The organism is Streptomyces blattellae (assembly GCF_009709555.1).
Classification (GTDB): domain Bacteria; phylum Actinomycetota; class Actinomycetes; order Streptomycetales; family Streptomycetaceae; genus Streptomyces; species Streptomyces blattellae.
On record NZ_WJBG01000112.1, the window covers coordinates 42,601 to 56,327 of the forward strand.

Genomic DNA, 13,727 nt, shown 5'->3' on the forward strand with positions numbered 1-13,727 from the left:
GTGACTGAACTGATTCCGGTACCCCACCGCATGGAGCGGGCCGAGGGCTTCTTCGAACTCGGCGACGGCTTCGGGATCGAGGCCGGGCCGGGTACCGAGGACACCGCGCTGTGGCTGCGCGCGACGCTCGGCCCGGCGACCGGGCTCGCGCTGCCGCCCAAGAAGGGGAGCGAGTACGACGTCCTCCATCTGTCCGTCCGGCCCGGCCTCGACGCCGAGGCCTACCGGCTCGTCATCGCCCCCCATGGCGTCCACATCCAGGGCGGCTCGCCCGCCGGTGTCTTCTGGGGCGCCCAGACGCTGCGCCAGCTTCTCGGCCCCGACGCCTTCCGGCGCGCACCCCTTCCCGGCCGTACGTGGCGGCTGCCTCTGACGGAGATCCGGGACTCCCCCCGATTCCGCTGGCGCGGCCTCATGCTCGACGTGGCCCGGCACTTCATGCCCAAGGACGGAGTCCTGCGCTACCTGGATCTGATGGCCGCCCACAAACTCAACGTCTTCCACTTCCATCTGACGGACGACCAGGGCTGGCGTATCGAGATCGACAAGTATCCCCGGCTGACGGAGATCGGCTCCTGGCGGGCCCGCACGAAATTCGGCCACCGTGCCTCGCCGCTGTGGGAGGAGAAGCCGCACGGGGGCTTCTACACCCAGGACGACATCCGGGAGATCGTCGCCTACGCCGCCGAGCGGCATATCACCGTCGTCCCCGAAATCGACGTACCGGGACACTCGCAGGCCGCCATCGCCGCATATCCGGAACTCGGCAACACCGACGTCATCGACACCTCCGCGCTCATGGTGTGGGACACCTGGGGGATCAATCCCAACGTACTCGCCCCCACTGACAACACCCTGCGCTTCTACGAGGGGGTCTTCGAGGAAGTCCTGGAGCTGTTCCCCTCGGAGTTCATTCACGTCGGGGGCGACGAATGCCTGAAGGACCAGTGGAAGCAGTCGCCGACCGCGCAGGCCCGTATCAAGGAACTCGGGCTGGTGGACGAGGACGGACTGCAGTCGTGGTTCATCGGGCACTTCGACCGGTGGCTCTCCGCGCGCGGGCGCAGGCTCATCGGCTGGGACGAGATCCTGGAGGGCGGCCTGGCGCCGGGCGCCGCGGTGTCGTCCTGGCGCGGCTACGCGGGCGGAATCGCCGCCGCTCGGGCCGGTCACGACGTCGTCATGTGCCCCGAACAGCAGGTGTACTTGGACCACCGCCAGGACGCGGGCGCGGACGAGCCGGTCCCCATCGGCTACGTCCGCACCCTGGAGGACGTCTACCGGTTCGAGCCCGTTCCACCCGAGCTGACGCCGGAACAGGCCCGGCACGTCCTCGGGACGCAGGCCAACGTGTGGACCGAGGTGATGGAGGACCAGGCACGCGTGGACTACCAGACGTTCCCCAGGCTCGCGGCGTTCGCCGAGGTGGCCTGGAGCGTCGGCCTGCCCGCCCCCGCGCAACGGGACTTCGCCGCATTCGAGCGGCGGATGGCTGTCCACTACCGGCGACTTGACGCCCTGGGAGTCGCTTACCGGCCGCCCGCCGGGCCGTTGCCGTGGCAGCAGCGGCCCGGAGTGCTGGGCCGTCCCATCGAGGGGGCGCCTCCGAACCGGTAATGGAACACGCATGGGAACAGGGCGCGGAAAAAGGCCCCGAGCGTCACCGAAGAGTGGCAATTCGTGCGCACGGTTGATCTCGTGCGAAAACGGGCCATCTCGCAGGTGAGCGGGGCGAATGCCTCCTAGCGGACCCCCGCGTTCGGGCCCTGCGAAGATGTGCCAGAGTTGCCACGTCCGCCCTGTCAGCACGTACCGTACGGCAACACAGGTGGGACCAGGTGGGGCAGCGGGAAGGGGCAGCCGGTTTGACCACGAGCGCACCGCAGGCGGCGCAGGCCGTCACGCTGCCCACGACGCTGGAGGAGGCCGTGGCGGCCCTCGCGGCCATGCCCGCCGCCGTTCCCGTGGCCGGCGGCACCGACCTGATGGCCGCCGTCAACTCCGGGCAGCTCAGGCCCGCCGCACTGGTCGGTCTCGGCAAGATCAGCGAGATCCGCGGCTGGCAGTACCAGGACGGCCACGCGCTGCTCGGCGCGGGCCTCACGCACGCGCGCATGGGCCGTCCCGACTTCGCCGCCCTCATCCCGGCGCTCGCCGCGTCGGCGCGCGCTGCGGGCCCGCCGCAGATCCGCAACGCGGGCACCCTGGGCGGCAACATCGCCACGGCTGCCCCCACCGGGGACGCGCTTCCCGTGCTGGCCGCCCTGGAGGCGACGCTGATCATCGCGGGTCCGGGCGGAGCCCGCCGGGAGGTCCCGGTATCGCATCTGCTGGCCGGCGTGGAGATGCTGCGCGGCGGCGAACTCATCGGGTACGTGCGCGTGCCGCTGCTGCACGCCCCGCAGGTCTTCCTCAAGGCCACCGGCCGCACCGGCCCCGGCCGCGCGGTCGCGTCGGTCGCGCTGGTCCTCGACCCCGCCCGGCGCGGAGTGCGGTGCGCCGTCGGCGCCATAGCGCCGATGCCGCTCAGGCCGCTGGACGCCGAGCAGTGGGTCGCCCGGCTGATCGACTGGGACAACAGCCGCGCGATCGTCCCCGAAGCGCTGACCGCCTTCGGGGAGTACGTCGCCGCGGCCTGCATCCCCGATCCGGTCCCGGCCGAGGACGGCTCCGTACAGCAGCTTCCGCCCGCCGTACTGCATCTGCGGCGCACCGTCGCCGCGCTGGCCCGACGAGCACTGGGGAGGGCACTGTCGTGACCGACGACCAGCACGGAGAGGGCACGCCCCAGGGCGGCGGCCGCTGGGACCCGCTGCCCCAGGGCGACTACGACGACGGCGCCACGGCCTTCGTGAAGCTCCCCGAAGGGGGCATCGACGCCCTCCTGGCCTCCGCCGACAGCCCGCTGGCGGCGCCGGGCCACGGCTATGTGCCCCCGCGGATAACGGTCAACCCCACCACGCCCCCCGGAAGCGACCCCGCCGCCACCGGAGGCTGGCCCGCGCCCACCGACGCGGTGCAGTGGCCCGATCCGAACGCGGTGCCCCAGGACTCCGGGAACGACCGGTTCACGTACAACCCGGGGGTGACCGGGCAGTGGAACTTCGAGACCGTCGAGGGCTCGGCTGGACCGGCGGCGGAGCACACGGCCGCCACGCCGGGCCACGATGTGACCGGGCAGTGGTCGATCCCCGTCGCCGGGGGTGACCTGCCGGACGAATCGGGCGAGTTCACCACGTCGTCCCTGGTCGAGCAGTGGGGCGGCACACCGCCGGCCACGCTCCCCGGCGGTGCGCCCGCTCCCTGGGCGACGGAGGCCACCGGGCAGCCGTGGCCGCAGGAGGCGGACACCGCGCCCGCGGCCGAGTCCGCCCAGGCCGCGGTGAACGCACCCGGCCAGACGCACGGCGAGGTGTCCGCGCAGGCGTACACGAGGGCACACCCGGAGACTCCGGCGCAGCAGCACGGGACCGCTCCCGCCCCGCCGCACGCGGACGCTCCCGCCCAGCAGCACCCGGAGGTCCATCCGCAGCGTCCGGGCACGCCTGTCCAGCCGGGCACGGAGGCTCACGAACAGGCCGCCGCGCAGCACGAACCGGACCAGGCCCACGCTCAACAGCCCGCGGACGGAACCGCCGTAGCGGACGCACCGGACGCGCACGGGACCGCCGTAGCGGACTCAGCGGACGCGCACGGGACCGTCGTAGCGGACTCAGCGGACGCGCACGAGACCGTCGTAGCCGCCGCACAGCCCTCTCAGAGGGCTCAGGAGGCGGCCGAGGTGTCCGAGGGTGCCCAGGGGGCCGTGGAGGCCGCTGAGGGGGCCGTGGAGCGTTCCGCGGAGCCGGAGCCGGAGCCGGAGCGGGAGGCGGAGCCGGAGCCGGAGTCGCGTGCCGACGCTGAGGCCGGTGAGGAGTCCGCCGGGCCCGGGGCCCGGGACGAGACGCCCTCGCCGCCCGGCGAGGAACACCCCCTCACCTCGTACGTCCTGCGCGTCAACGGCGTCGACCGGCCCGTCACCGACGCCTGGATCGGCGAGTCGCTGCTCTACGTCCTGCGCGAACGGCTCGGCCTCGCCGGTGCCAAGGACGGCTGCTCGCAGGGCGAGTGCGGGGCGTGCAACGTCCAGGTCGACGGCCGGCTCGTCGCCTCCTGCCTGGTGCCCGGGGTCACCGCGGCCGGCAGCGAGGTCCGTACGGTCGAGGGCCTCGCCGAGGACGGACAGCCCTCCGACGTGCAGCGGGCGCTCGCCCGGTGCGGCGCGGTGCAGTGCGGCTTCTGCGTGCCCGGCATGGCGATGACCGTGCACGACCTGCTGGAGGGCAACCCGGCGCCGACCGAACTGGAGACCCGCCAGGCGCTGTGCGGCAACCTGTGCCGCTGCTCCGGCTACCGGGGCGTCCTGGACGCCGTCAAGGAGGTCGTCGCCGAACGCGAGGCGCACCGCGCGGCCGACGCTGAGACGCACGCGGACGAAGCACGTATCCCGCACCAGGCGGGCCCGGGAGCCGGCGGCGTCAACCCGTCGGCGTTCGAGCCGCACGACCAGGCGTACGGACAGGACGGAGGCCCGGCGTGAGCAACGAAGCCGCCACCGCGACCACGGCCGCGGAGGCAGACCCCGCCCCCGAGGAGATCCCGCACGGCCTCGGCGTGTCCCTGCACCCCGCCGACGCGCGCGCCAAGACGGAGGGCACGTTCCCGTACGCGGCCGACCTGTGGGCCGAGGGCCTGCTGTGGGCGGCCGTCCTGCGCTCCCCGCACCCGCACGCGCGCATCGTGTCCGTCGACACGTCCCACGCGCGCGAGATGCCCGGAGTCCGCGCCGTCGTCACTCACGAGGACGTGCCGGGCACCCCCCGGTACGGCCGGGGCGCGATCGACCGCCCGGTCTTCGCCTCCGAGGTCGTACGCCACCACGGCGAACCCATCGCCGCCGTCGCCGCCGACCACCCCGACACCGCGCGGATGGCCGCCGCGGCCGTCATCGTCGAGTACGAAGTACTCGACCCGGTGACCGACCCGGAGCAGGCCTTCGAGGCCGAGGCGCTGCACCCCGACGGCAACCTGATCCGCCACATCCCGCTGCGCCACGGCGACCCGGACGCGGCCGGCGAGATCGTCGTCGAGGGCCAGTACCGCATCGGCCGCCAGGACCCGGCGCCCATAGGAGCCGAGGCCGGCCTCGCGGTGCCCCGTCCGGACGGCGGCGTCGAGCTGTACCTGGCGTCCACGGACCCGCACACCGACCGCGACACGGCCGCCGCCTGCTACGGCATCGAGCCCGAGCGGGTGAAGGTCGTCGTCACCGGCGTCCCCGGCGCCACCGCCGACCGCGAGGACCAGGGCTTCCAACTCCCGCTGGGGCTGCTGGCGCTGAAGACCGGCTGCCCGGTCAAGCTGACCGCCACGCGTGAGGAGTCCTTCCTGGGCCACACCCACCGTCACCCCACCCTGCTGCGCTACCGCCACCACGCGGACGCCGAGGGCAAGCTGGTGAAGGTCGAGGCGCAGGTCCTGCTGGACGCGGGCGCCTACGCGGACACCTCCTCGGAAGCGCTGGCCGCCGCGGTCTCCTTCGCCTGCGGCCCGTACGTCGTCCCGAACGCGTTCATCGAGGGCTGGGCCGTACGCACCAACAACCCGCCCTCCGGCCACGTACGCGGCGAGGGCGCCATGCAGGTCGCCGCGGCCTACGAAGCCCAGATGGACAAGCTGGCGAAGAAGCTCGGCGTCGACCCGGCGGAGCTGCGCCTGCGCAACGTACTCGCCACGGGCGACGTACTGCCGACCGGCCAGACCGTGACCTGCCCGGCCCCGGTCGCCGAACTCCTCCAGGCGGTACGGGACTTCCCTCTCCCGGCGCTGCCCAAGGACACGCCCGAGGAGGACTGGCTGCTGCCCGGCGGACCCGAGGGCGCGGGCGAACCGGGCGCGGTGCGCCGGGGCGTGGGCTACGGCCTCGGCATGGTGCACATGCTCGGCGCGGAGGGCGCGGACGAGGTCTCCACGGCGACGGTCAAGGTGCATGACGGAGTCGCCACCGTCCTGTGCGCGGCCGTCGAGACCGGCCAGGGCTTCACCACCCTCGCCCGGCAGATCGTCCAGGAGACACTCGGCATCGACGAGGTGCACGTCGCCCCCGTCGACACCGACCAGCCACCGGCGGGCGCGGGCTGCCGGGGCCGCCACACCTGGGTGTCCGGCGGCGCGGTGGAGCGGGCGGCGAAGATGGTCCGCACGCAACTGCTCCAGCCCCTGGCCCACAAGTTCGGCATGTCCACGGAGCTGCTGCAGATCACCGACGGCAAGATCACGTCGTACGACGGAGTCCTGTCGACCACCGTCACCGAGGCGATGGACGGCAAGGAGCTGTGGGCCACCGCCCAGTGCCGCCCGCACCCGACGGAACCCCTGAACGAGGCCGGGCAGGGCGACGCCTTCGTGGGCCTCGCCTTCTGCGCCGTCCGCGCGGTCGTGGACGTCGACATCGAACTCGGCTCGGTACGGGTCGTCGAACTGGCCGTCGCCCAGGACGTGGGGCGCGTGCTGAACCCCGCCCAGCTGACGGCACGTATCGAGGCGGGTGTCACGCAGGGCGTGGGCGTCGCGCTGACGGAGAACCTGCGCACCGCGCGGGGACTGATCCGGCACCCCGACCTCACGGGCTACGCCCTGCCGACGGCCCTGGACGCGCCGGACATCCGGATCGTGAAACTGGTCGAGGAGCGCGACGTGGTCGCCCCGTTCGGTGCGAAGGCCGCCAGCGCGGTACCGGTCGTGGCGTCCCCGGCGGCCATCGCGTCGGCGGTGCGGGCGGCAACCGGCCGCCCGGTGAACCGCCTGCCGATCCGCCCGCAGGCCGCGGTGGTGACGACCGGTCAGTGACGGCCCTCACGGTCGTGTGAGCGGCTGTGTGCGACGTAACAGCCTTGGCGTTGCCGGGCTGCGGGCCGTTGTCAGTGGTGCGGCGTAGTGTTTTGGACGTGGGACGGCGGGGCTGTGATCCCGTTCGTACGACGCGCGTCTTCGACCGCGCTCGTGCGACGGCGACGGCTGTCATGCCGTGCCGCGCCTCACTCGGGGGACTGAACGACCATTCATGCACGGGGGATTCCATGAGCACGACGACCAGCGTGACGTGTATCGCGGTGACTGGCCTGACCGAGGGCGAGCCGGATCCGTTCGGGGTGGATGCGCCGCCGGCCCATGAGGTCCGGAGTGACGCGGAGTCGCAGATGTGCCGCCGGCAGCCGGGCGGCGGTGAGCTGTTGTCGCTCGCCGCGCTGCGCCGGGAGGGCTGGCTGCGCACGCTGGTGCGGTTCGCGGCGGCAGCCGACGAACTGGCAGGGCTGCGCCACGAGTTCGCGGCCTACGCGGGACGCTTCGGTCCGGGCGCGGTGGCGGAGGCGTCCCGGCGGCTGCTGGCCGTCTGGGAGGAGGGGACGGGCGGTGCGATGCCGGCGTTCCGCGGCATGGGCGCGCTGATCCGCCCGCTCGCCTGGATCGCCGAGCCCGGCAGCGGCCTCGCCCTCGACCTGCCGCCGCGGCTGCTGGACGAGGAGTTCGGCACCTCAGCGGTCGTCCGCTTCGAGGACGTCGACTTTCCCGCGACCCTCACCCACGAACCGACCCGCCGCTTCCTGCGCGACGTGGGCCTGCCCGAAGAGACGTCCTGGTGCGCGCTGGACACGGACGTCCCGCCACGGACCCTCGCCGAGTACGCCACGGACGAGCGGGACGGCGCCCTCGCCCTCCCGCCCGGCTCCGACCGCCTGATACGCCTCGGCCACATCACCGACGACACCAGCCTCGTCATCGACGGCACCACGGGCACGGTCCTGTGCTGGAGCGAACGGGACGCCCTCCCGCACCCGCTCAACACGGACCTCTCCACACTGGCGTTCACACTGTGGCTGCTTCGCCGGGAAGAGACACCAGACGCGGGCTGACACTTGGAGGCCGTGGCGGGGCAGGTTTGCCCTTCCTGGCCGGAGCGTGATCCGTCGGCGTTCACCGAGGTTCAAGACCGTACGGACAGCGCGAGAGCACGCCGGCCCGAACCTGCGGGCCTCCGCGAGCGGAGCTCGCTGATGGATGCTGAGCGGTGACACCGAGTGGTACCAAGTCGTACCATCAAGCCATGGCTGGACTGAACCTGCGGTTTACGGACGACGAGCTCGACGCACTGCGCGAGCGTGCGGCAGCGGAAGGGCGCAGCATGCAGGCCTTCGCGCATGACGCCGTGATCGCGGCCATAAACGAGCACTCGCGCCTGTTCAACGAGGCGGCCGAGCACGTGCTGAAGACCAGCGCCGAGCTCAACCGGAGACTCGCCTGATGCACTACCTCACGGTGCCCGAGCTGCTGAACCTCGCAAAGCGGCTCGGGGCGGACGAGGTGCGTGACTACGGACTCCTGGATTCGGCACTGGTGCGTCCCCAATCGAGCGTGTTCGGCCAGGACGCGTATCCGGACGTCTGGCAGAAGGCCGCGGCCCTGATGGAGTCCCTGGCCCGAAACCACGCCCTCGTGGACGGGAACAAGCGCATCGCCTGGTACGCGACGTGGGTCTTCCTGCATATGAACGGGCACCCCCTCGACGCCGACTTCGACGTGGATGAGGCGGAGGCGTTTGTGCTCGACGTCTGTCAGGGGGCATTGGACGTACCGAAGATCGCGGCTCAGTTGCCGCGCTTCGCACGCTGACCCAAGGCCCACTGTGACCTCAGTCCCATCCACAGCAGCCCCGGCACAGTCAGCCCGTTGACGGAAACCCGGCGCCGGTAGGGTGGCCCGGTTGTCATACCCAGCCGAGCAAGATTCGATCCCCCCGGAGACCGTGACTACCACCGCCGCCAGCTCCTCGTCGTCGCATCACCTCTCACCCGCGTTCCCCGGCCGCGCCCCCTGGGGTACCGCCGGCAAACTGCGTGCCTGGCAGCAAGGGGCGATGGAGAAGTACATCCAGGAGCAGCCGCGCGACTTCCTGGCCGTGGCGACACCCGGCGCCGGGAAGACGACGTTCGCGCTGACGCTGGCGGCCTGGCTGCTGCACCACCACGTCGTGCAGCAGGTGACCGTCGTCGCGCCGACCGAGCATCTGAAGAAGCAGTGGGCGGAGGCGGCGGCACGCATAGGGATCAAGCTCGACCCGGAGTACAGCGCGGGGCCGCTCGGCAAGGACTACCAGGGCGTCGCGGTCACATACGCCGGTGTCGGCGTGCGCCCCATGCTGCACCGCAACCGCGTCGAGCAGCGCAAGACCCTCGTCATCCTTGACGAGATCCATCACGCCGGTGACTCCAAGTCCTGGGGCGAGGCCTGTCTGGAGGCCTTCGAACCGGCCACCCGCCGGCTCGCGCTCACCGGCACGCCGTTCCGGTCCGACACCAACCCCATCCCCTTCGTGACGTACGAAGAGGGCAACGACGGGATCCGGCGCTCCGCCGCCGACTACACCTACGGCTACGGCAACGCGCTCGCCGACCACGTGGTCCGGCCGGTCATCTTCCTCTCCTACAGCGGCAACATGCGGTGGCGCACGAAGGCCGGGGACGAGGTCGCCGCCCGGCTCGGCGAGCCCATGACCAAGGACGCCGTCAGCCAGGCCTGGCGCACCGCCCTCGATCCGCGCGGCGAGTGGATGCCGAGCGTGCTGCGCGCCGCCGACCAGCGGCTGACCGAGGTCCGCAAGGCCATCCCGGACGCGGGCGCGCTCGTCATCGCCTCCGACCAGGACTCGGCGCGCGCGTACGCCAAGCTCATCCGCGAGATCACGGGTTCGAAGGCGACGCTCGTCCTGTCCGACGACACCGGTGCGTCCGGCCGGATCGACGAGTTCAGCACCGGCGACGACCGCTGGATGGTCGCGGTCCGGATGGTCTCGGAAGGCGTCGACGTGCCGCGGCTCGCGGTCGGGGTGTACGCCACGACCATCTCCACGCCGCTGTTCTTCGCCCAGGCCGTCGGCCGTTTCGTACGGTCCCGGCGGCGCGGCGAGACGGCTTCGGTCTTCCTCCCCACCATCCCCGACCTGCTCACGTTCGCAGGCGAGATGGAGGTCGAGCGCGACCACGCCCTCGACAAGCCCAAGAAGGAGGGCGAGGAGGACCCGTACGCCGAGGAGGAGAAGCTCCTTCAGGAAGCCGAGAAACAGCAGGACGAGGACACCGGCGAGCAGGACATGCTGCCCTTCGAGGCGCTGGAGTCCGACGCCGTCTTCGACCGGGTCCTCTACGACGGTGCCGAGTTCGGCATGCAGGCCCACCCCGGCAGCGAGGAGGAGCAGGACTACCTCGGTATCCCTGGGCTGCTGGAGCCCGACCAGGTCCAGCTCCTGCTCCAGAAACGCCAGGCCCGGCAGATCGCGCACAGCCGCAAGAAGCCGGACTCCGAGGCCGACCTGCTCGAACTGCCCGCGGAGCGGCGGCCGGTGGTCAGCCACAAGGAGATGATGGAGCTGCGCAAGCAGCTCAACACGATGGTGAGCGCGTACGTCCACCAGAGCGGCAAGCCGCACGGGGTGATTCATACGGAGCTGCGGCGCGTGTGCGGAGGGCCGCCGAGCGCGGAGGCCACCGCGGGGCAGCTGCGGCAGCGGATCGCCAAGATGCAGGAGTGGGCCACCCGGATGCGGTGAGGTCCCCGTCCGCTCCGGTCCACGGGCCGTGCGGGCGTGTGCACTGTGTGCGGGTGTGGTGTACGGGGGGTAGTGGGTGACGTGCAAAACGGGGTAAACGGCTGTACGTCGGCGGGTAAAGGGAGCTAGTCCGTACCGGTCACTGACCGGATTCTGGACGGAGCCTTCCGCTCAGCGAACCGCCTTCGCTAATGTCCCGCTACGCACACGCCCCGTGGCAGCGCCGCCGCGGAGCGCAGCCGTGAAGCGACGCGGCCCGGAAGGCCGGGCCGCCGACCGATCGGTGGCCTCTGAAGCGCGTCACCGACGGGACTCGGTGTCGCATCCGCCGCGAAGGGGCCGCCGACCTCACCACTAAGGAGTGGGCGTCGTGACCGCGGAGACCTCCCAGACGCTCGACCGGGGACTGCGTGTCCTCAAGCTACTGGCCGACACGGACCACGGGCTGACCGTCACCGAGCTTTCCCACAGACTGGGCGTGAACCGGACCGTTGTGTACCGGTTGCTCGCCACGCTTGAGCAGCATGCACTCGTACGACGTGACCTGGGCGGACGTGCCCGGGTCGGGCTCGGGGTGCTGCGGCTGGGGCGTCAGGTGCACCCGTTGGTGCGGGAGGCGGCGTTGCCCGCGCTGCGGTCGCTGGCCGAGGACATAGGCGCGACCGCGCATCTCACGCTGGTGGACGGGGCGGAGGCGTTGGCCGTCGCGGTCGTCGAGCCGACGTGGACCGACTATCACGTGGCGTATCGGGCGGGGTTCCGGCATCCGCTGGACCGGGGTGCCGCGGGCCGGGCGATCCTCTCCGCGCGGCAGCGGACGGTGGCGGAGCCGGGGTACACCTTGACGCACGGGGAGTTGGAGGCGGGGGCGAGCGGGGCTGCGGCGCCCTTGATCGGGGTGACCGGGGTCGAGGGGAGTGTGGGGGTCGTGATGCTGGCGGATGCGGTGCCGGAGCGGGTGGGGCCGCGGGTTGTCGATGCGGCGCGTGAGGTTGCTGAGGCGCTGCGCTGAGCGTTGCCATGTTGAGGCTGGGCTGGGCTGGGCTGGGCTGGGCTGGGCGGGGTGCGCAGCCCGGCGCTGACGGGGTGCCGCGGGTTGGCGCTGGCCGGGGGTGGGTCGCGCGGCCCGGCGCTTGCGGGGTGCCGCCTGCGCCCACCCGTGCCGCCCTAGGCGGCACGAATGCCCGCAGCCGACGGCCGGCGCTCGCAGCTGACGGCCCCCGTGCCCGCAGCCGACGGCCCGCTCGCAGCTGACGGCCCCCGTGCCCGCAGTTGACGGCCCGCGTCCGCAGCTGACGGCCCGTGCTCGCAGCTGATGGCCCGCGTCCGCAGCTGACGGCCCGCGTCCGCAGTTGACGGCCCCCGTGCTCGCAGCTGACGGCCCGTGCTCGCAGCTGATGGCCCGCGTCCGCAGCTGACGGCCCGCGTCCGTAGCTGATGGCCCCGTGACCGCAGCTGACGGGTTGACCGTTAGATTGATCCCGTGTTCCTCTCTCGTCTCACGCGCCCGCAGGCCTTGGTTGCCTGTGCTCTGCCCGTTGCCGGTCTGATCGGGGCGGCGCTGTTCGCGCCGCTGCCGTTTTCGTTGACGCAGCCGGGACTGACTGCGGATGTGCTCGGGGAGAACCGGGGGACGCCGGTGATCACGATCTCCGGGGTGCCCACGCGGGATACCAGCGGGCAGCTGCGGATGACGACGATCGAGGCGACCAACCCGGAGACGGACGTTTCGCTCGGGGACGTGATCGACTCGTGGTTCCGGACGGACCGGGCGGTCATGCCGCGCGACTCGGTCTACCCGAGCGGCGAGAGCGTCAAGGAGATCGAGCGGCAAGGCACGGAGCAGATGCGCGAGTCGCAGGACGCGGCGACCGACGCCGCCCTGAACTACCTCGACCTCAGCGACGAGAACGTCAAGGTCACCCTGAGGCTCGCCGACGTCGGCGGCCCCAGCGCCGGGCTCCTCTTCTCCCTCGGCATCATCGACAAGCTCGACGGCGACGGCAGCGGCGGCGACCTCACCGGCGGTCGTAGCATCGCCGGCACGGGGACGATCGAAGCGGACGGAACGGTCGGCGCGGTCGGCGGCGTCGCCATGAAGACGCAGGCCGCGCGGCGAGACGGGGCGACCGTGTTCCTGGTCCCGAAGGACGAGTGCGGCGACGCGACCTCGGAGCTGCCGGAGGGGCTGCGCCTGATTCCGGTGACCACGCTCAAGGGCGCGGTCGATTCGCTGGTGGCGCTGGAGCAGGGGAAGGGCTCAGTGCCGAGCTGCTGAGCCCCGCCCCCGCTACTTACTCCGTACGTCAGAGGTTGGCGTCCTCCTCCAAGGGGTGCTGCCAGCGCAGGCCGGGGAAGCGGGCGAAGTCCCGGTCGACGGAGCACAGCGTGGCGCCGTGCTCTATGGCGAGGGCGGCGAGGTAGGTATCCGGAACGAGGTTGCCGCGCGCTCCGACTCGGAGGCAGAGGCGCTCAAAGATCTCCCGGTGGCGTGGGCCTTCCTGGATGAGTGTGGCGACCGGCGCGCTGCGCATGTCGCGGAGGAAGGTGAGGGCGGTTTCCGGTTCGCTCGGCGGCTGGTAGATCCGCCGGTGGGTCACGATCCGGAGAAAGGCGCTGTCGATCATGCCGGTGAATCCCACGGGTTCGTCACCCCGCAGCCGCTCGATGAGCCACGCGTGGTAGCGGTCGTGGTTTTTGCTGTCCTCGCGGAAGGCGTACACGAGGACGTTGACGTCACAGATGATCACTCAAGGCCGTCCATAAGGTCGCGTACGGAAGCGTTGTCGTCGAGATCGACGCCGGGGCGTACCCCGTCACCGCCGGGGTCGGTGGTCAGCTTGACGATGTTCCGCGCCGCCGCCACATCCCGCGCAAACGACGCCCGCAACGCATCCTCTATCACCGCACTGACCGTGACGCGCCTGCGTGCGGCCCGCAGCTTGGCTTCCTGAAGCAGGTCCTCGGAGAGGTCGACCGTTGTTCTCATGCACCAAAGCGTAAGTCGATCGCATCTTGATGCGCCATGGTGAATCACTGATGCGCGGACTTGACCTCTCCGGTTGTCCCCCGGTTTCCGTGCACC

At 71.8% G+C, this 13,727-nt stretch carries 11 protein-coding genes and 1 pseudogene; 10 read left to right on the forward strand and 2 right to left on the reverse strand.

The features are described 5' to 3' along the window. From GFH49_RS05625 to GFH49_RS05670, 10 genes and pseudogenes are all read left to right on the forward strand, one after another. Entirely contained in the window at positions 1 to 1,617 is a 1,617-nt protein-coding gene (locus tag GFH49_RS05625; RefSeq protein WP_268867467.1) for a beta-N-acetylhexosaminidase, read from the forward strand. A 248-nt stretch (positions 1,618 to 1,865) separates the two neighbouring features. After that, entirely contained in the window at positions 1,866 to 2,759 is an 894-nt protein-coding gene (locus GFH49_RS05630) for an FAD binding domain-containing protein (RefSeq protein ID WP_155054642.1), read from the forward strand. After that, on the forward strand, positions 2,756 to 4,579 hold the full coding sequence (locus GFH49_RS05635; protein WP_155054643.1) for a 2Fe-2S iron-sulfur cluster-binding protein: 1,824 nt from the start codon (positions 2,756 to 2,758) through the stop codon (positions 4,577 to 4,579). The genes GFH49_RS05630 and GFH49_RS05635 overlap by 4 nt, the downstream gene beginning before the upstream one ends. Further along, positions 4,576 to 6,888, forward strand: a complete 2,313-nt coding sequence (locus tag GFH49_RS05640) for a xanthine dehydrogenase family protein molybdopterin-binding subunit (RefSeq protein WP_155054644.1) — start codon at positions 4,576 to 4,578, stop codon at positions 6,886 to 6,888. The genes GFH49_RS05635 and GFH49_RS05640 overlap by 4 nt, the downstream gene beginning before the upstream one ends. 416 nt (positions 6,889 to 7,304) lie before the next feature. Beyond that, a pseudogene (locus GFH49_RS05645) lies at positions 7,305 to 7,943 on the forward strand (SUKH-4 family immunity protein); the annotation flags it as partial. A gap of 200 nt (positions 7,944 to 8,143) precedes the next feature. Continuing rightward, positions 8,144 to 8,341 carry a hypothetical protein gene (locus GFH49_RS05650; protein ID WP_155054645.1) on the forward strand — a complete coding sequence of 66 codons (198 nt, stop codon included), beginning with the start codon at positions 8,144 to 8,146 and terminating at the stop codon, positions 8,339 to 8,341. Next, complete coding sequence (locus GFH49_RS05655; protein WP_155054646.1) at positions 8,341 to 8,709, forward strand: type II toxin-antitoxin system death-on-curing family toxin; 369 nt, start codon at positions 8,341 to 8,343, stop codon at positions 8,707 to 8,709. Before GFH49_RS05650 ends, GFH49_RS05655 begins: the two co-directional genes overlap by 1 nt. Positions 8,710 to 8,842: 133 nt before the next feature. Continuing rightward, the gene (locus GFH49_RS05660; RefSeq protein ID WP_155054647.1) at positions 8,843 to 10,642 is read left to right on the forward strand and encodes a DEAD/DEAH box helicase; all 1,800 of its coding nucleotides are present in this window, start codon (positions 8,843 to 8,845) and stop codon (positions 10,640 to 10,642) included. A gap of 370 nt (positions 10,643 to 11,012) precedes the next feature. Continuing rightward, positions 11,013 to 11,654: an IclR family transcriptional regulator gene (locus tag GFH49_RS05665; RefSeq protein WP_155054648.1), complete on the forward strand. Its 642-nt coding sequence runs from the start codon at positions 11,013 to 11,015 to the stop codon at positions 11,652 to 11,654. A 471-nt stretch (positions 11,655 to 12,125) separates the two neighbouring features. Then, the gene (locus GFH49_RS05670) at positions 12,126 to 12,920 is read left to right on the forward strand and encodes a S16 family serine protease (RefSeq protein ID WP_155054649.1); all 795 of its coding nucleotides are present in this window, start codon (positions 12,126 to 12,128) and stop codon (positions 12,918 to 12,920) included. A 28-nt stretch (positions 12,921 to 12,948) separates the two neighbouring features. Here the strand turns inward: GFH49_RS05670 and GFH49_RS05675 are convergent, their stop codons facing one another. Both GFH49_RS05675 and GFH49_RS05680 read right to left on the reverse strand, forming a co-directional pair. Beyond that, positions 12,949 to 13,392 (reverse strand): type II toxin-antitoxin system VapC family toxin, encoded by a 444-nt coding sequence (locus GFH49_RS05675; protein ID WP_155054650.1) that lies wholly within the window; start codon positions 13,390 to 13,392, stop codon positions 12,949 to 12,951. Continuing rightward, positions 13,389 to 13,631, reverse strand: a complete 243-nt coding sequence (locus GFH49_RS05680) for a ribbon-helix-helix domain-containing protein (RefSeq protein WP_155054651.1) — start codon at positions 13,629 to 13,631, stop codon at positions 13,389 to 13,391. The genes GFH49_RS05675 and GFH49_RS05680 overlap by 4 nt, the downstream gene beginning before the upstream one ends. Positions 13,632 to 13,727 lie beyond the last annotated feature (96 nt).

What these genes read in the sequence shown, in the direction of transcription:
- GFH49_RS05680 (WP_155054651.1), bottom strand. Translation starts at nt 13,631, where the DNA reads ATGAGAACAACGGTCGACCTCTCCGAGGACCTGCTTCAGGAAGCCAAG.
- GFH49_RS05655 (WP_155054646.1), top strand. Translation starts at nt 8,341, where the DNA reads ATGCACTACCTCACGGTGCCCGAGCTGCTGAACCTCGCAAAGCGGCTC.
- GFH49_RS05650 (WP_155054645.1), top strand. Translation starts at nt 8,144, where the DNA reads ATGGCTGGACTGAACCTGCGGTTTACGGACGACGAGCTCGACGCACTG.